This is a genomic window from Wolbachia endosymbiont of Aedes aegypti (assembly GCF_021496215.1).
Lineage (GTDB): Bacteria > Pseudomonadota > Alphaproteobacteria > Rickettsiales > Anaplasmataceae > Wolbachia > Wolbachia pipientis.
Map to the genome: position 1 here is coordinate 365,818 of NZ_CP090902.1, position 16,656 is coordinate 382,473.

The window sequence follows — 16,656 nt, forward strand, 5'->3', positions numbered from 1 at the left end:
TGATGAAATTGTATAATGGAAACTAGATCCAAGTAGTCATGGCACTGACCTACTGGATAGAGCCTTCACAGGCTTTTTCTTGAATAGCTACTCTTAATTTCAGTAGTTAATTTAATATACTAATGAAAAAAATACATTATAATTAAGTATATTTAATCCAGTAAATCATTAAGTGAAAACAGCTCTTTCGCAAAATATCATCTCTCTTATTATGATATTGTCTGTAGCAATTGTCGATATGGCAACTGACCTATACTCAGTTGCACTACCAAGCATTGCCAATTATTTTAAAGTAGAAGGCAGTGTAGTGCAGCTTACAATTAGCTTAAATCTAGTTGGATTTGCGGTATCTGGCTTAATTTATGGTCCATTATCGGACCATTATGGTAGGCGTCCAATGATGCTGATTGGTATGACAATTTTTACTTTGGCAAGTGTCATGTGTTATATAGCCGACAGTATTATGCTCTTGATACTAATTCGCTTCATACAAGGGGCAGGAGCTGGTGTTGCAGGTGTTGTTGGGTATGCAGCAATAAGGGATATGTACTCGGGTAGTGAATACTCGAGAGTAATTTCAAAATTAAATATGGTTGTGGCACTCTCACCTGGAATAGCTCCAGTGGTGGGCAGTTATATAATTTCACATGGGTATCATTGGAAATTTTTGTTTTTTATTATGTCACTCGCGGCAATTGCTATACTTATTTTTATCTACTTTAAGTTACAAGAAACACTCACTGTAAATAAAAATGAAACCAGTATAACTAACATAACTACTAATATCTTCAAGCAATATATATCAATATTTAGAAATTATCGTTTCCTTGGGTTTTCAGCCATTCATGGATTAACTTTCATGTGGCTTTGGGCATATATTGCTAACTACCCGTTCATATTTGAATCGATGGGCATTGAAGTACAGTATTTTGGCTACCTCATATCGATCATAGTCATATTCTACATAATTGGAACTTTAATTAATAGAAGGTATGTACCAAAAGTAGGGGTTAGCAAAATGCTAATAATAGGTTTGGTGTTACCGATAATATCCAATAGTTTATTGGTATATTTTTATTTCGCGGACAAGTTGAATATATTCATTCTTCAAACTGCTTGGATTCCAGCCAATATCGGACTTGCATTAATAATAAGCAATAACGTAACTTCTGCTTTAGAAACGATCAAAGGTATAGGGCTTGGTAGTGCAGTCCTCTCATTCTGCAATATGATGTTTGGGGCTATTGGAATATATATAGTAGGAAAATTTTTTCGCTATGGTATTTTACCAAATTTACTATTAACAATAGCATGCTCTACAATTGCGATTCTTATGTACAGCCAGCTCAAATGTACTGAAAAACACAGGGAATAATCATTATTTGCGTGATCCAGAGCTCATGGGTTATTAATGACTTTATCATGATAATATAATTTTACAGGGGGTGAGAGCTCATAGATTATTAACGACTTTATCATAACAATATAGTTTTACAAAGAGGTGTAGGATGAGTAGTTCACAAAGTAGAAATAATTTTTTTAAGGCTGTTGAAAGAGGTGATATTGATGCAGTAAACCGTCTAATAAGTGAAGGAGCAGATGTTAAGGTAGAAAATGATAAAGGAGAGACTCCTTTACATATTGCTGCTGTATGGGGCCATAAAGAGGTAGTAGAAGCTCTATTGGACAAAGGGGCAAATGTTAATGCAGAAGATGAAGAGGGAAACACTCCCTTAGTTTTAACTACTGACGAAGAAATAAAAACTCTATTACAAAGCACAGCTAAATTACTTGAGGTTGCTAAAAGCGGTAATATTCAGGAAGTAAACAGTCTAATAAGTGAAGGAGCAAAGGTTAATGTAAAAGATCAAGATAACAAGACTCCTCTACATTGGGCTGCTGAAAAGGGCCATAAAGAGGTAGTAGAAGCTCTATTGGACAAAGGGGCAAATGTTGATGCAGAAGATGAAAATGGAGACACTCCTTTAGATTTAGCCACTACTCAAGACATACGAACTCTATTACAAAACACAGATGAATTACTTAAGGCTGCTGGAAGAGGTGATATCGATACAGTAAACGATCTAATAAATCAAGGAGCAAGTGTTAATGCAACAGATCAAGATGGCAAGACTCCTCTACATTGTGCTGCTAAAAATAGCCATGAAGAGGTAGTAGAAGCCCTATTGGGAAAAGATGGAATCGATGTTAATTTAGCAGATAAGAATAAAGATACTCCTTTACATTCTGTTCTTAAAAAGGGCAACATAGATATAAATGTATTGAACGCTCTACTTAGAAAAGAGGGAATTGATGTTAATTTAGCAGATAAGAATAAAGATACTCCTTTACATTCTGTTCTTAAAAAGGACAACATAGATATAAATGTATTGAACGCTCTACTGGGAGCAAAAGAAATCAATGTTAATGCACAAGATAAAGATGACAGGACTCCTTTGCATTTGGCTGCTAAAAAGGACAACATAGATATAAATGTATTGAACGCTCTACTGGGAGCAGAAGGAATCGATGTTAATATAAAAGATAAACTTGCAGAACAGACTCCTTTACATTGGGCCGTTGTAAAGGGCCATAAAGAGGCAGTAGAAGCCCTATTGGGAAAAGATGGAATCGATGTTAATATAGAAGATAAACATGGAAACACTCCTTTCAAATTAGCCACTGATGAAGGAATAAAAACTCTATTGCAACCCGCAGAAAAATCTGATGATGGTTCAGCGGGTGGATCATCGACAGATAGTGAAGGGGGTCAAGAGGAAGAAAAACGAGTAGGTGATGATACTGAACTACAATCAGATAATAGCAAAGAAGGGGAAAAAACCAGCACCACCAGTGCAGAACAAGGAACTGATGTACAAGACAACGATGTAGGTCCTGTTGCTTCCACAGAACCTGCACAAACAGAAGAACAGCCGAGCTCTTTTTTTGGTAGTTTGTTTAGTATACTTATGAAGCCTTTTTCATTAATTGCATCATTTTTTGGTGGTTTTTTTCATGGTTGTTTGGGTCTGACGAAGAAAAGTCTGACACACAACCTTATGATGATTCTTCTTCACCTGGGGTCGATCAATCAGTTGAACAAAATAATGGTGATCATAATGACCAGAGCAATGTGATTTGATAGTGATCTTCTACCGGAAAAGGTGTCATCCCAGTGCTTGACACTGGGATCCAGGAAACTTAATTGCAAGTAATGCATTGGGTTTGGTGAGTATGGGTTTTGCGTTATAGAATGAAGCACTTTTGGTGAATTTGTAAAGAAAACTAGATGCCAGTGTCAAGTGCTGGAATGACATCATCTTGGATGGAAATAACGTCACGTACTGGGATGACAAAGAAGAGTGGGCTTTCATATGGTTATGCAAGAAGTCTACTGAATGTAAACCAGTTTCTCACACACACATTTTACCACATGATCTGCGCTGATATTAAAATGCTCATAGAGTGTTTTATAAGGTGCTGATTCTCCGAAGCTTTTCATGCCAATAAATATACCGTTTGAACCTATATATTTATGCCAACCCATTTCACTTCCGGCTTCAATTGCAACTTTAATGCTGTCATTATTTAATATTGCCGCTTTATATTCATCGCTTTGCTCGTCAAAAAGCCTCCAGCATGGCATAGAAACAATCCTTGTACCTATACCCTTTTCCTGCAATTTCTCCCTTGCTTCAACTGCAATTTCAACCTCGGACCCCGTAGCAAATATCGTCACTTTTAATTCTTTTGAACATTCACACAAAATATATGCACCAAACTTCGATAAATTAGCAGATTGATCGATATCAGAGTAGAACTTGCGCATGTAACTTACGTTTTGCCTTGAGAGCGCAAACAGTGCTGGAGATTCTTTCTTTTCGAGTGCAATGCTAACACACTCCAGAGTTTCAACTGCATCGGCTGGCCTAAAAACATATAGATTTGGTATAGCACGCAAAGAGGCTAAATGCTCTATTGGCTGATGAGTCGGGCCATCTTCTCCCACTCCAATTGAGTCGTGAGTCATGACATACATAACCTGCTGCTTCATCAGAGCTGAAAGACGTATAGCAGGACGACAATAGTCGGAAAATACCAAAAAAGTGCCGCCATAAGGAAGAATCGCGCCGTGAAGTGCCATACCATTCATACATGCTGCCATAGCGTGCTCTCTCACTCCATAGTGGACATAAGAGCCACTATAATTATTGCTATTTATTACCTGCATGTGCTCATATTTAGTGCAATTTGACCCGGTAAGATCAGCAGAACCGCCGATTAATTCCGGCATAGACTCAGTTAAAAGTTCCATTACTCTGCCGAAAGAAGATCGAGTAGCTTCGTTTGGCATTAGCTCACATATTTGTTTCTTCAGGTCAGCTAAAACACCAGCGATATTATCTGGTAGATGTTTATCTAACCGTCTTTGAAGTTCTGCATGATACCCTGTCATCCCAGCATTCTCTTCTGTCATCCCAGTACTCTCTCTTGTCATCCCAGTGCTTGACACTGGGATCCATTCTTTTTCTTCTTTCCTGGATTCCAGCGTCACGCGCTGGAATGACATCGTGTAGTTTTGTTTTGCTCTCTCAACAGTTTTCTTCCAGGCATTTTTCACATCTTCTGGTACATGGAATGGTTCATAATTCCAGTTTAATTTCTCTCTCATCTGTTTTATGTCTTCCTCCGAAAAAGCACCACTGTGAGCAGAGGATGTGCCAGCACGGCTTGAAAATTTTCCGATAATAGTTTTGCAGCAGATCATTGTAGGTTTATCAGACTTTTTTGCTTGCTCTATTGCAAGGGATATGGCATCAAAATCATGGCCATCAATTTTGTCAACATTCCATCCATACGCTAAGAAGCGTTTCTCTACATCGTCAGAACAGGAAAGGCAAGTAGCGCCATCTATAGAAATATCATTATCATCAAAAAGAGCTATAAGCTTATTCAATTTAAGATGCCCAGCAAGTGATGCTGCTTCATGGCTTATTCCTTCCATAAGAGAGCCATCCCCTAGCATCACATAAGTGTAGTGATTGATTCTAAACTGCTTTTCAAGTATCGATTCAGCAAGTGCCATGCCAACAGCAGCGGCAAACCCCTGACCGAGCGGGCCTGTTGTTGCCTCTACCCCGGAAGTCAAGCCGAACTCTGGATGACCTGGGGTCTTGGATCCCATTTGTCTGAAGTTTTTTAGCTCATCTACGCTAATATAACCTGTCAAATATAATATTGAGTATAGTAACATTGACCCATGACCGTTTGATAAAACAAAGCGATCTCTATTGAACCATTTAGAATCATCAGGATTATGATTCAGATATTTAGCAAACAAAACAGTTGCAACATCTGCCATGCCAAGTGGCATACCTGGGTGTCCAGAGTTTGCTTTTTGTACTGCATCAATTGATAAAAAACGGATGGCGTTTGCCATAGATTTTAAATGTGAATGATTCATGTGTTAATAGAAAAACTTAAAAATGAAGTATAAAAGATTATATCAGCAAAAACAAGTTGACACTGAGTGCTAAAATCCTTAATAATCTAAAGTTAAATCGTGAGAGTTTTTATATGACAACTGTTATCACTAGAAAGTATAGGATTAGCCGTAGACTTGGTGTAAATTTATGGGGTAGAGCTAAAGACCCAGTAAACAAAAGGAAATACCCTCCAGGTCAACATGGTATTCTTGGATTCAAGAAGTTATCCGACTTTGGTAAGCAGTTTGCTGCGCATAAGAAATTTAAGTTTTACTATGCGATTTCAAGTAAGCAGCTCAGACGTACATTTTTAGATGCTTATAACAGAAAGGGTTATACGGCTGATAATTTTATCGGTATCTTAGAATCGAGATTAAGTTCTGTTTTATACCACTCTGGTCTTGTTCCAACAATTTACTCAGCAAAGCAGCTCATATCTCACAAGCACGTTACAGTTAATGATAAGGTGGTTAACATATCGAGTTATCGAGTGAAGCCAGGTGATATAATAAAAATAAGAGAAAGGGCAGCAAAAATCCCTGTAGTAGTAGAGGCTGAACAAAAACAAGAGCGCAAGGCTCCGGATTATTTAGAAGCAGATAGTAAAGAGCATTCAGTGAAGTATTTGAGGTCACCTCAATATTCTGAGGTTCCTTATTCAGCAGACATGGAAGTCAATTTAGTAGTAGAGTTTTACTCTAGATAGATAAAAAAAGCCCGTGTGGCGGAATCGGTAGACGCAGCGGACTTAAAATCCGTGGGTTTTGCGACCTTGGGAGTTCAAGTCTCCCCATGGGCACCAATTTAACTTAGCAGATAAATACAAAAAAGTATGAAATGGCTTGATATAGAAGATATTGTAGAAGCTCTGGAAGAAAAATTTCCAGATGAGAATATAATTAGTATTAGATTCACTGAGCTTAAAAAAAAGGTATTGAGTTTAGAGGAATTTGATGATGATGAAAAACGCTGTAACGAAAAAATACTCGAAGCTATTCAAGCAGCTTGGATTGAGGAAAGATTAACTGCATAGCAATAAACCATACGCAAACGTGATTTCTATTGCAATTTGCATATTGATTATGCTATTTTTTGGATCTAACCTGGCAAGTTAATAATAATTTAACCAATTACAATTAAAACAGCTATAAGGTTAATTATGAGGCAAAACAAAAATTTTTGAATGGAACGATCTTGACAAGTGCTACGTTGAGATAAGTTTTGCATAAAAATACTGCTTTTACGTTGTGAGGCCAGAGGGTAGAGCCTTTGTAAAGCAGTTAGAAGGTTGTCATCTAAGTAGCGTGACCAGAGCTAGATTCCGCGAACACGCCGCGGAATGACGACTATGCAATATGCGTTGCGGAGTGACGATTATGGTCATACCGTCACGGTATCTCACAAACATGTAGCAGTAATGACAAAATCTCAAGTTATATGTATACTTTTATATTATCTACTTACTAAAAAAACAGAAAAATGCTCAAACGTAGCGGTCCAAAAAAATTAAAGTCTATAATTGAAAACTATGCATTAAAATGCATGAAAAATAAGATTAGTAAAAATGAAATACGTCTTATTTTAAACTGGCGAAATATAGTAGGGAAAGAAATAGCAGAGTGTACAAAACCGAAAAAGATCTCATATGCACAGAATATAAATTCGGGTGTGTTGCATCTGGTAGTAACAAATGGCAGCAAAGCATTGGAAATTCAGCATATGATTTCTCTTATAATAGAAAAAATTACGATATTTTTTGGTTATAAAGCAGTATATGGTATAAAAATTAAGCAAGAGAGTATTGACTATTTGACTATATAAGGTAATCTAAGTACATAGAATAATTTGGTATATTGAAGTGAGTAGAGTTTGTGAATTAACAAATAGAAAAAAATCTTTTGGTAATAAGGTATCACATTCGAATCGTAAAACAAAGCGTACCTTTCTTTTAAATTTACATAAGGTTACGTTGACAAGTGATATATTGAATAAAAAGTTTAGATTTCGTGTGGCAACAAGAACTTTGAGAACTATAGATTACAAAGGTGATTTAGATGCTTTTTTGCTCAACACAAGAACGATTAAACTAAGTGAGAAAGCGCAGAAGATAAAAAGAAGGTTGAAAAAAGTTTTAGTAAAGCAAGAGGTAGAGTTAGCAGTTTCAGATGCATAGCAAACCTCAATGGCTCAGAGCAAAAGCTCCGACCGGTGAAGTATTCAATGAGACCTTAAACATCGTTAAACTGCATAACTTGCATACAGTGTGCGAAGAGGCTGCATGTCCAAACATTGGTGAATGTTGGAATAAACGTCATGCTACTGTGATGATTCTCGGTTCTGTTTGCACTCGTGCTTGTGCATTTTGCAACGTTGCAACTGGCATTCCTGATAAACTAGATCCTCATGAACCAGAAAATTTAGCAAAAGCAATAAAAAAGTTAAACTTAAAACATGTTGTCATTACTTCCGTTGATCGTGATGATTTGCCAGATGGTGGCGCAAATCAGTTTATACAGTGCATAGAAGAAATTAGAAAGATAACTTCAGAAACAACAATAGAGATTTTAACTCCTGATTTTTTAAATAAGAAAGGAGCATTTGAAGCAATCGCTGTTGCATCACCTGATGTCTATAACCACAATATTGAAACAGTGCCGAGATTGTATGCAAAAATAAGACCACGAGCTCGCTATTTTCATTCACTATATTTGTTGAAGATGGTAAAGCAGATTAATCCTAAAGTTTTCACAAAGTCAGGGCTTATGGTTGGTCTTGGAGAAACAAAAGAGGAAATACTTCAGGTTATGGACGATTTGCGCAGTGCTGAGGTTGATTTTATTACAATTGGTCAATATCTACAACCAACTCCAAAACATGCAAAACTTGATAGGTATGTTACCCCAGAAGAGTTTGAGCATTATAAATACATTGCTTACTCCAAAGGTTTCTTAGTGGTTGCATCAAGCCCACTAACTCGGTCATCATACCACGCTGAAGAAGATTTTAACAGGCTCAAGGCCTGTCGTTGACATTTGTGTTAATTCAAATTAATTTTTACTAATTATAAAGGAGTTTTTACGTAATGTCTACTATAAAAATCGAGAAGAAATCACAATTAGTTAAAGAGGTATTCGATTCCGTGGCAAGTCGCTACGACACCATGAATGATATAATGAGCCTCGGAATGCACAGATTATGGAAAGATAAGATGGTAAATAGTGTGCATTTTACAAAAAACTCTAAGGTTTTAGATGTTGCTGGAGGAACTGGAGATATAGCAATAAGAGTAGTAAGAAAAGAGCCAAGTGCTAAGGTTACAGTATGCGATATAAATCAAAACATGCTAAACAGAGGACGTGATAAAGCTATAAATTCAAACCAAATTAATTTTGATTGGGTATGTGCAAGTGCAGAAAGTTTACCATTTGAAGACTCCGAATTTGATTATTGCACAATAGCTTTTGGCATTCGAAATGTTTCTGACCGCAAGAAGGCTTTAAATGAGGCGCACAGGGTATTAAAACCACATGGGAAATTTATCTGCTTAGAATTTGCCCCTATGCACTATCAAAATGAGATATTTACCAAACTTTATGACTTATATTCATTTAAAGTAATTCCTAAAATTGGCAGCATAGTTGCTAAAGACAAGAGTTCTTATGAATATTTAGTGAGGAGCATTAGAGAGTTTCCAACTCAGGCTGATTTTAAAATGGAAATTGAAGAGGTAGGCTTTAAGAATGTTGAGTTTCATAATATGAGCTATGGAATAGTGGCATTACACATTGGAACAAAATGAATATTAAACTCTGGTATAGAACGCTGGATTATTATCTCATCCTTCCAGTGTTTTTTTTGCTCACTATAAGCTTCATTCTTGTTTATTCAGCAAGCCCTGTAATTGCGCAGCGTCTTTCTCTACCACAGGATTATTTTATACGGCGCCATACAATTTATATAGTCCTGTCACTAATTACCTTGGTGACATTTTCTTTTCTCAACACAAGAACTATACTTAACCTCTCATTCGCAGGTTTCGCTTTATTTACTATTCTAGTAGCAACTGCGATAATACTTGGTATAGAGGTAAAAGGTGCGAAACGATGGTTACATATTGTCAAAATTTCTGTTCAACCATCTGAGTTCGTAAGGCCATTTTTTTCTGTTGTTATAGCTAGTATCTTGGCCAGCGAAATGAAGTTTAAAATACACATATCAATCATAATATTTCTGTTAGTTTTTGTGTTGTTACTTTTGCAACCTGATTTCAGTATGTCTATGCTTTTAACATATTCTTTTATCGGTCAAATGTTTATTGCATGTATACCATTTTTATACTTTCTATGCATAATAGGAATGGCCACAACTGGAACTACAATAGCTTACTTATGCCTCCCACATATAAAGCAAAGGATTTACAATTTTGTCTTTTTTACGCAGCGCGATAACTTTCAAGTCACAAAATCATTAGAAGCATTCAAAAGAGGTCAATTAACTGGAGTTGGACCTGGTGAAGGTAGCGTAAAAGCCTCTCTTCCTGATTGTCATACAGATTTTGTGTTTTCTGTTTTAGCAGAAGAATTTGGTTTGATTACGTGCTTAGCCACATTGATGTTATTTGGCATCATTTCCGCCCGCTTGCTTTACATTGCATATAGGGAAAATGAATTATTTAATCTGTTGGTGATTCTCGGTATCTCAATGCAATTCATTACACAATTCATAATAAACATAGGGGTAACATTGAGTGTTTTTCCTACCACCGGCATAACCCTGCCGTTACTTAGCTATGGTGGTTCTTCTCTTTTATCTTCGAGCATCGCACTTGGCATAATGCTGTCTTTCAGTAGAAACCAAGCTATCGCATTAAAGTTTCGTGAGCGTGTTATGCTTGGAAGGTATATGGACTAAACTTGTACCGCTCACAACTATTATTGGTATCCCTCCAAAATGGGTATCTGTTCAGATGAGTGGCAAAATAAGGTAGACGAGAAAAGCAACTATAGGAACAAATGGGTGTCATGCAAGTAGCTGACACTGGTATCCAGTCCTTTTGCACAGTTCCATCAAAAACGTTGTAAAGCGCTTTCGTGTTTACCAACTTAGTGCCCAATCTGGATCCCAGACTGGGATGACAAAAAAAGGAGCACTGGAATTTTTGTTTCAGCATTAGCCATGCATCTGAACAGATACCAGAAAATATTCCACTGACATGCTGAACAACAAATACATCACTATGTCGTTTATCGCAAAAACTTATATTTTTCGTAACCATTCACACTTAATTCTGCAATTCTTTGATCTCACTCATAGAAAGACCAGTAGTTTGAGCTATAATATTAAAAGAAACACCTGCTTTAAGTAGATTCTTTGCGACTTCAATTTCCCTCTCTTTTCTACCTTCCTCTTTAGCAAGATCAAGTCTGTATTCAAGAATGGCTTCTTCTTTGCGCAGATCCATTATTCTTTCTTCATAAGTTATTAGATCTTTTTCATTCCAGTGAAACTTATCTAATTCATCATATGCTAGCTTTATTATTGGTGATTTTTCCGCAATTTTTCTGAGATCTTCGTCCGTTGTTTCATCTGCATATTTGAAAAAAAATAGCCAACGGTCTACTACACTTTCTAGTTGTTCTTCTCTACTCTTAGGAAATTTTGGCAGCTCTATGAAGATAAATTGAAAATCTTTTAAGTCATGCTCATTGGTTTTTTCATCTCTTATGGTATGGCTAGATATATAGTCAAGCTTATCAGGGAATAAGGTACAATTTGAAATCGCGATAAAGAAAATCTTCTTTAAATCAACGTATTTACCAGATTTATCAGCTTGTCTTGAGTAAGCCTTAGCAGCATAAAGTTGTGCGCGTTTTTCAAAGCCTTTAGTTTTGGCAACTTGGTTAGGTAAGGAAGTAGTATTGCTACTACTCCCTCCCTTAGAAACGCAGCATGCAGGTTTCCCCACACTACGCTTGAGCCCCTTATCTAAGTCCTTCTTTTCTCGAACCGGCTTGTCCTTCATGATTCCTCAGAAAACATCATTCTTAATGGTGACACCAACAGTAGAGAACCTTCTCTTGAGAAAGAGCTTGCTAACATTTTTGTTTGTTTCACTCTTTCATCAAAATACTTTTTCCATTTTAAGTCAAGTGGATTTGCATCCGCCCTGATTTTAACATGTCGTCTGATAGGTATATCAATCAACCTCAGCAGTCTTAAATACCTTATCTCTTTCGGTTTGTTCTTGCATATGGGTGCAGCAAAGACCCATTAGCGTTGTTTCATTACCTTGAAGTAACGATTCTTTATCCAACGTAATCCTTTACGAGGATGTCTTTTCTTTGCCCATTTCCATAGAGCACACATAATTTCATGGTCTATTTTGTTAAAAGCTCTTTTCGCACACACATGGCTGTAGTAATTTCCCCATCCCCTTAATAGGGAATTGAGCAACTTGATTAGTACGGCCTGAGTGTTCGCTATGTTTGCCTTTATCAATGTACGTGCTTTATTAAGAAGTTTCTTAATACTTTCTTTTGAAGGTTTTATAATTAACTTCTTATTATACCTGCGTACATTACAACCAAGAAAGTCAAACCCTGTTGTAATAGATGTAATTTTTGTTTTCTCTTCGGAAAGGATAAGACCTCTCTCCTGAAGAAAGGACGATACTAGAGGTTTTACTTCATTTTCCAGTACTTCACGTGTGATTCCTGAAATGATAAAGTCATCTGCGTACCTGATTACATTTACTCCACTTCTGATTTTGCTTCTTCTTTTACTGCCAAGTTTACCAAATTGACTTTCCAATGATTTTTCAAGTCCATTTAGGGCTAGATTTGCTAGTATTGGAGAGATGATACTACCTTGTGGGGTACCTGCAGTTGTGGAATACAGAGTTTTTGATTCTAGGAAGCCAGCTTTTAACCAGCTATGAAGAATTTTCTTCTCCATAGGAATATGCTTCATGAGCCATTCATGGTTAATGTTATCAAAACACCATTTAATATCACCTTTGAGTATCCATTGTAGTTGGTTACGGCTTGCCAGTAACAAGTGACAAGCCACAGTAGCGTCTGCGCAGGATCTTTTTGGTCTAAAACCATAAGAGTGACGATCACTGATCGTTTCAGCTATCGGTTCCAAAGCAAACAAGTATAATGCTTGCATGGCTCTATCTTTTATCGTAGGGATTCCAAGAGGTCTTCTTTTGCCATTAGACTTACTGATGTATATCCGTTTTAGCGGAGAAGGTTTGTATCCTCTTTGTTTTAATAGCTTTATTCCTTGAAATTTTGTGTTGCAAGTTGACCATATTTGACGATCTACACCTGCTGTGTTTTTTCCTTGGTTTTCAGTTACTCTCTTAACCGCCAAAGCTTTGCCGCTAAAAGAGCGTGTGAGAAGGTGTTGTAAAGTTTTCACCTTACCCCATCTGCCTTGTTGGACAGCCTTAACAATACGCCTCTGTAGCCTCATAACAACTTTTTGGCATTTCTTCCAGGGTAACTGGTTCCATGCTTCGGAGTTATTGGTAGGTGCACTTACAGTTGTACTTGTAATCATCTGCTTTCCTACCTTAAGTGGTTAACAAAGTTTCTTGTCATGAGGGACCAAATGGAAGTCTGCTCGTTTTCACGCGAATTAATGTTACAAATTCTATCCATTTCGTTACAAAATGGCATTCGCTTTCTCCATTATCCTTTACCTGCACATCCATCAGCATTCCTTGCGGGTTGCCTGCCATATAGGCGAAAATACAGGCTTATCCTGTTCCTTTTGTCATACAATAGTGGGTTAGGTGGCTTCTCTATACCGGTGGAATTATTATTTGCGTACATCCAGAAATGAAAAATGTCACATTACCTTTTGGTCGGAGCTTATCAGCATCTTTAGCTCTTTAATCGTTACGATACTTATGAAGCTTCACTTACGTTCACCATACCACTAAGCCTAGCCCTCCAACCACATGATGCTTGTAGTTTATGCTTTCTCTCACGATTGAGCATCTTCTTTATCAAGAGGAGGTTCATTGTCCGCGTCGCTCGGCACCAACTGGTTACCCAATTCGCACTGATGCGTAGACTCAGATGGCAAAACATCTGGTTCAATAAGCTTTAGAATCCTTTCAGTTTCTTTCTGAATGAATTCCTCTCCTTTTAAACAATATGACCGAAGGCTTTCAGGTCGCACCATCTCAATTATATACCTGTTCCCACTAGAATCTCTGCAAAGAACATCAACAATGCTTTGTTTATCAGAAGCAATTTCAGGGTCCATAATGGTGCTTAAGAATTCTACTTCTTGTATAGTGTTGACTTCAGTACATCCTAAAATATCGTTTAAAAAATGGATAAGAATATTCTTATTTTTTTCAGTGCCAAAGATTTTCTTAAATGTTAAATCTAACTTTGGATCGAGAAATTTAGAAAGAGCCATAGTAAAAATACTGAGAAAAGATTAATAATTATACACTATTATTAACAACTATTCAACCATATTTTTAAGTATAGCTATACCGCCGCGGCGCTAACACGTAGCGGGATGACGAGGTTATCGTCACGCTGCCACGAACCGTCATACCGCCGCGGCGCTAACAAGAGATCCCGCTAACACGTAGCGGGATGACGAGCTTATCGTCACGCCGCCACGAACCGTCATACCTTAACATAGATCCCGCTAACAAGTAGCGGGATGACGAGGTCATGCCACCGCGCGAACCGTCATACCGTCACGGTATCTCTAGATCCAGCTAACACGTAGGGGAATGACGAGGTCATGCCGCCGCAAACCGTCATACCGCCGCGGTATCTCTTAGCCGCTAACACGTAGCGGGATGACGGTTGTCGTTTAGCTACAAACGTTAAGAAATTTACCAAATGAAAAAAAAGGCAAAAGAAGCCCTGGGGTTATTATCCGCTTTAAAATATTGGCGTTTTTTATGTTTTAAACGCTTGACAAGCAAGATTAAGCTGCTTTTAATTGCAACTAACTTACGCTGCAAATGTTTAAGAAGTTTACTAAGCAGAAAAAAAGACAAAGAATCCCCGAGTTAGCTAGTCTTTTACTATCTCTGTCGAGTATTGGCATTTTTTGATGTCTTGTAACGCTTTATAAGCGCGTTCAGCTTATTTAGATAAAAATCTAGATGTAGATGAAGTTTTGTAAAGACATACAGTATCTATGTACTGCAAAAAATTAAACATAAGACGCCGATACATTAAGTAATCCTTACCTTTTAATCTGCAGATTGGCGAAAGCAAATACAATAGCTTCAATTTTATGATAAGGGGGCTGGCGGAGTTTGTCAAGTAAGTTTTTTGTTTCTGCGAGCTACTACCCTTTCTTGGTGGACTAAAATCACAACAGCTGCAGAACCTAAATTGCTTCATACTACACCTTTCCCCTTTCCCCTGAAACTAAAATCTATATACTTAACTTTAGAAACTTTAAAATAAGATGCGATCTAATATTAGGCAGTTATTTTACTATATAAAGCCTAATCTATCCTATTTTGTCATAGCTTTTATTGCAGTTTTATTTTCAGCCTTAACGATCCTCCTCTTTGGCAGAGGCTTAAGCAATATAATTGATTCTGGCACAGAGCACGATTTTACTACCAAACTATTAGTTGCAATACTTATAGTTTTAGCCATTTCTCTCACTGCATTTACTCGGTTATATTTCATTGGCATTGGCAGCGAGAAAGTTATCGCAAGAATCAGATATGACTTATATAGCAGTATCACTAACTTGCAACCAAGTTTCTTTGAGAACACAGGCGTACAAGATGTTATCTCAGCGTTAATTACTGATACCTCTGTGCTGCAATCAATAATAAACAGCAGCTTACTAACCATATTACGAAATTTTGTGATTCTGATTGGCAGTGTTGCTATGTTATTATATACAAATATACAACTAACTGCGTATGCAGCCGCAATAATACCTATACTACTCATTATCATGACCTCACTTGGAAAAAAAGTGCGTAGCTATGCACGCTTTGCCCAGGATAAATTAAGTGAGCTTGCGTCATTTAGTGAGGAAAATTTTAGATCTATAGTGACTATCAAATCGTTTGTACTTGAAGAAAATGAAAAAACCCGTTTTAAGGAGTATTTAAACTCAGTATCAAAATCATACGTAAAATTAGTACTCTTGCGTGCTATTCTAGTAACTCTAGTTATCACGTGTGTGATAGGTTCACTAGTTGTTTTGCTCTTTTTTGGTATTAAAGAAGTCTTAAGCAATAATATAACTATTGGAGAACTCTCCTCATTTGTGTTTTATTCAGCGCTTGCGGCAGGAGCTATAAATAATTTGAGCGATAATATCAGTGATTTACAACGAGGTCTTGGAATAGTAGAGCGTTTATTTGAATTTAAAAATATGAAAAGCTCTATAGTAGATGCCGATGATCCTATAAAAATTTATAGTGTTCAAAAAGGAATTTCGTTTAATGGTGTAACATTTTTTTATGCTGATAAGCCAGCATTAGATAACGTATCATTTTCTATAGAGGCAGGTCAAGCAGTATCAATTGTTGGACCATCTGGCAGTGGTAAAAGCACCATTTTAAAGCTTCTGCTCCGTTTTCATGATCCAAACAAAGGTAGCATTACTATCGATGGGCACAATATTAAGTCAATTGCGCTAAATGACCTCAGATCGTTGTTTGGCTTAGTGCCACAAGATCACATGATATTTTCTTGCTCAATAATGGAAAATATACTATATGGCAAACCAGGTGCCGAATATGAGGAAGTGAAGCAAGCAGCCATCAGCGCTTATGCGATGGAATTTATTGATAAGCTGCCTGATAAATTTGATACATTTGTAGGAAAAAGAGGATTAAAACTTTCTGAAGGACAAAAACAACGTATTGTAATAGCAAGGGCCATACTCAACAATCCTCAGGTTTTAATACTGGATGAAGCAACCTCTGCCCTTGATTACAAAAGTGAGAACCTCGTGCAAAAAGCATTGAGCAAGTTAATGCAAAACAGAACAACAATCGTAATTACACACAGGCTATCAACCGCACTCAAGACTGACAAGATTATAGTAATTAATCATGGAAAAGTAGAAGAAGTAGGAACTCATGACTTTCTAATGAGTAAAGACGGGCTGTATGCAAAACTGGCGAAGATACAGTGGAATTGAAAGA

16 protein-coding genes, 1 tRNA gene and 1 pseudogene are annotated in these 16,656 nt (G+C 37.1%); 11 read left to right on the forward strand and 7 right to left on the reverse strand.

The features are described 5' to 3' along the window. The first annotated feature begins 172 nt into the window (after window positions 1-172). Window positions 173-1,375, forward strand: coding sequence for a multidrug effflux MFS transporter (locus tag L0Z58_RS01910; RefSeq protein ID WP_010962551.1), 1,203 nt, complete (start codon window positions 173-175; stop codon window positions 1,373-1,375). Between the two features lie 133 nt (window positions 1,376-1,508). Further along, on the forward strand, window positions 1,509-3,137 hold the full coding sequence (locus L0Z58_RS01915) for an ankyrin repeat domain-containing protein (RefSeq protein WP_010962552.1): 1,629 nt from the start codon (window positions 1,509-1,511) through the stop codon (window positions 3,135-3,137). A 30-nt stretch (window positions 3,138-3,167) separates the two neighbouring features. On the opposite strand, the gene L0Z58_RS01920 is transcribed toward L0Z58_RS01915, so the two are convergent. Further along, window positions 3,168-3,374 carry a hypothetical protein gene (locus L0Z58_RS01920; RefSeq protein ID WP_138264940.1) on the reverse strand — a complete coding sequence of 69 codons (207 nt, stop codon included), beginning with the start codon at window positions 3,372-3,374 and terminating at the stop codon, window positions 3,168-3,170. A 17-nt stretch (window positions 3,375-3,391) separates the two neighbouring features. Next, complete coding sequence (gene tkt / locus L0Z58_RS01925) at window positions 3,392-5,464, reverse strand: transketolase (protein WP_010962554.1); 2,073 nt, start codon at window positions 5,462-5,464, stop codon at window positions 3,392-3,394. A gap of 113 nt (window positions 5,465-5,577) precedes the next feature. Between tkt and rpsD the strand changes: the two genes are divergently transcribed. The 8 genes from rpsD (at window position 5,578) to L0Z58_RS01965 (ending at window position 10,397) form a co-directional block, all read left to right on the forward strand. Continuing rightward, window positions 5,578-6,192 carry a 30S ribosomal protein S4 gene (gene rpsD / locus L0Z58_RS01930; protein WP_010962555.1) on the forward strand — a complete coding sequence of 205 codons (615 nt, stop codon included), beginning with the start codon at window positions 5,578-5,580 and terminating at the stop codon, window positions 6,190-6,192. Between the two features lie 9 nt (window positions 6,193-6,201). After that, window positions 6,202-6,288, forward strand: a tRNA-Leu gene (locus L0Z58_RS01935). Window positions 6,289-6,318: 30 nt separating this feature from the next. Next, window positions 6,319-6,519 carry a Fe-S cluster assembly protein IscX gene (gene iscX, locus L0Z58_RS01940; protein WP_010962556.1) on the forward strand — a complete coding sequence of 67 codons (201 nt, stop codon included), beginning with the start codon at window positions 6,319-6,321 and terminating at the stop codon, window positions 6,517-6,519. A gap of 446 nt (window positions 6,520-6,965) precedes the next feature. After that, window positions 6,966-7,307 carry a DciA family protein gene (locus L0Z58_RS01945; protein ID WP_010082513.1) on the forward strand — a complete coding sequence of 114 codons (342 nt, stop codon included), beginning with the start codon at window positions 6,966-6,968 and terminating at the stop codon, window positions 7,305-7,307. A gap of 37 nt (window positions 7,308-7,344) precedes the next feature. Then, window positions 7,345-7,659 carry a 50S ribosomal protein L28 gene (rpmB, locus tag L0Z58_RS01950; RefSeq protein WP_006279619.1) on the forward strand — a complete coding sequence of 105 codons (315 nt, stop codon included), beginning with the start codon at window positions 7,345-7,347 and terminating at the stop codon, window positions 7,657-7,659. Then, complete coding sequence (gene lipA / locus L0Z58_RS01955; RefSeq protein WP_010082514.1) at window positions 7,652-8,515, forward strand: lipoyl synthase; 864 nt, start codon at window positions 7,652-7,654, stop codon at window positions 8,513-8,515. The genes rpmB and lipA overlap by 8 nt, the downstream gene beginning before the upstream one ends. A gap of 53 nt (window positions 8,516-8,568) precedes the next feature. Further along, the gene (gene ubiE, locus L0Z58_RS01960) at window positions 8,569-9,285 is read left to right on the forward strand and encodes a bifunctional demethylmenaquinone methyltransferase/2-methoxy-6-polyprenyl-1,4-benzoquinol methylase UbiE (RefSeq protein WP_010962557.1); all 717 of its coding nucleotides are present in this window, start codon (window positions 8,569-8,571) and stop codon (window positions 9,283-9,285) included. Continuing rightward, window positions 9,282-10,397, forward strand: coding sequence for an FtsW/RodA/SpoVE family cell cycle protein (locus L0Z58_RS01965; RefSeq protein ID WP_010962558.1), 1,116 nt, complete (start codon window positions 9,282-9,284; stop codon window positions 10,395-10,397). Before ubiE ends, L0Z58_RS01965 begins: the two co-directional genes overlap by 4 nt. Window positions 10,398-10,767: 370 nt before the next feature. On the opposite strand, the gene L0Z58_RS01970 is transcribed toward L0Z58_RS01965, so the two are convergent. The 5 genes and pseudogenes from L0Z58_RS01970 to L0Z58_RS06755 form a co-directional block, all read right to left on the reverse strand. Further along, window positions 10,768-11,508: an Rpn family recombination-promoting nuclease/putative transposase gene (locus L0Z58_RS01970; RefSeq protein WP_010962559.1), complete on the reverse strand. Its 741-nt coding sequence runs from the start codon at window positions 11,506-11,508 to the stop codon at window positions 10,768-10,770. Then, window positions 11,505-11,690, reverse strand: a complete 186-nt coding sequence (locus L0Z58_RS01975; RefSeq protein ID WP_084741732.1) for a hypothetical protein — start codon at window positions 11,688-11,690, stop codon at window positions 11,505-11,507. The genes L0Z58_RS01970 and L0Z58_RS01975 overlap by 4 nt, the downstream gene beginning before the upstream one ends. Window positions 11,691-11,756: 66 nt before the next feature. Continuing rightward, entirely contained in the window at window positions 11,757-13,052 is a 1,296-nt protein-coding gene (gene ltrA / locus L0Z58_RS01980; RefSeq protein ID WP_227738623.1) for a group II intron reverse transcriptase/maturase, read from the reverse strand. A gap of 37 nt (window positions 13,053-13,089) precedes the next feature. Further along, window positions 13,090-13,233: a hypothetical protein gene (locus L0Z58_RS01985; RefSeq protein ID WP_173862902.1), complete on the reverse strand. Its 144-nt coding sequence runs from the start codon at window positions 13,231-13,233 to the stop codon at window positions 13,090-13,092. A gap of 446 nt (window positions 13,234-13,679) precedes the next feature. Continuing rightward, window positions 13,680-13,925, reverse strand: a pseudogene (locus L0Z58_RS06755) (PD-(D/E)XK nuclease family transposase); the annotation flags it as partial. 1,020 nt (window positions 13,926-14,945) lie between these two features. On the opposite strand from L0Z58_RS06755, the gene L0Z58_RS01995 reads away from it, so the two are divergent. Beyond that, on the forward strand, window positions 14,946-16,652 hold the full coding sequence (locus L0Z58_RS01995) for an ABC transporter ATP-binding protein (protein ID WP_010962562.1): 1,707 nt from the start codon (window positions 14,946-14,948) through the stop codon (window positions 16,650-16,652). Window positions 16,653-16,656: the final 4 nt, after the last annotated feature.

Bases quoted from the DNA above. Each gene is read 5' to 3' on its own strand.
- L0Z58_RS01915 (WP_010962552.1), top strand. From the start codon at position 1,509: ATGAGTAGTTCACAAAGTAGAAATAATTTTTTTAAGGCTGTTGAAAGA.
- L0Z58_RS01920 (WP_138264940.1), bottom strand. From the start codon at position 3,374: ATGAAAGCCCACTCTTCTTTGTCATCCCAGTACGTGACGTTATTTCCA.
- tkt (WP_010962554.1), bottom strand. From the start codon at position 5,464: ATGAATCATTCACATTTAAAATCTATGGCAAACGCCATCCGTTTTTTA.
- rpsD (WP_010962555.1), top strand. From the start codon at position 5,578: ATGACAACTGTTATCACTAGAAAGTATAGGATTAGCCGTAGACTTGGT.
- iscX (WP_010962556.1), top strand. From the start codon at position 6,319: ATGAAATGGCTTGATATAGAAGATATTGTAGAAGCTCTGGAAGAAAAA.
- L0Z58_RS01945 (WP_010082513.1), top strand. From the start codon at position 6,966: ATGCTCAAACGTAGCGGTCCAAAAAAATTAAAGTCTATAATTGAAAAC.
- lipA (WP_010082514.1), top strand. From the start codon at position 7,652: ATGCATAGCAAACCTCAATGGCTCAGAGCAAAAGCTCCGACCGGTGAA.
- ubiE (WP_010962557.1), top strand. From the start codon at position 8,569: ATGTCTACTATAAAAATCGAGAAGAAATCACAATTAGTTAAAGAGGTA.
- L0Z58_RS01965 (WP_010962558.1), top strand. From the start codon at position 9,282: ATGAATATTAAACTCTGGTATAGAACGCTGGATTATTATCTCATCCTT.
- L0Z58_RS01970 (WP_010962559.1), bottom strand. From the start codon at position 11,508: ATGAAGGACAAGCCGGTTCGAGAAAAGAAGGACTTAGATAAGGGGCTC.
- ltrA (WP_227738623.1), bottom strand. From the start codon at position 13,052: ATGATTACAAGTACAACTGTAAGTGCACCTACCAATAACTCCGAAGCA.
- L0Z58_RS01985 (WP_173862902.1), bottom strand. From the start codon at position 13,233: ATGGCAGGCAACCCGCAAGGAATGCTGATGGATGTGCAGGTAAAGGAT.
- L0Z58_RS01995 (WP_010962562.1), top strand. From the start codon at position 14,946: ATGCGATCTAATATTAGGCAGTTATTTTACTATATAAAGCCTAATCTA.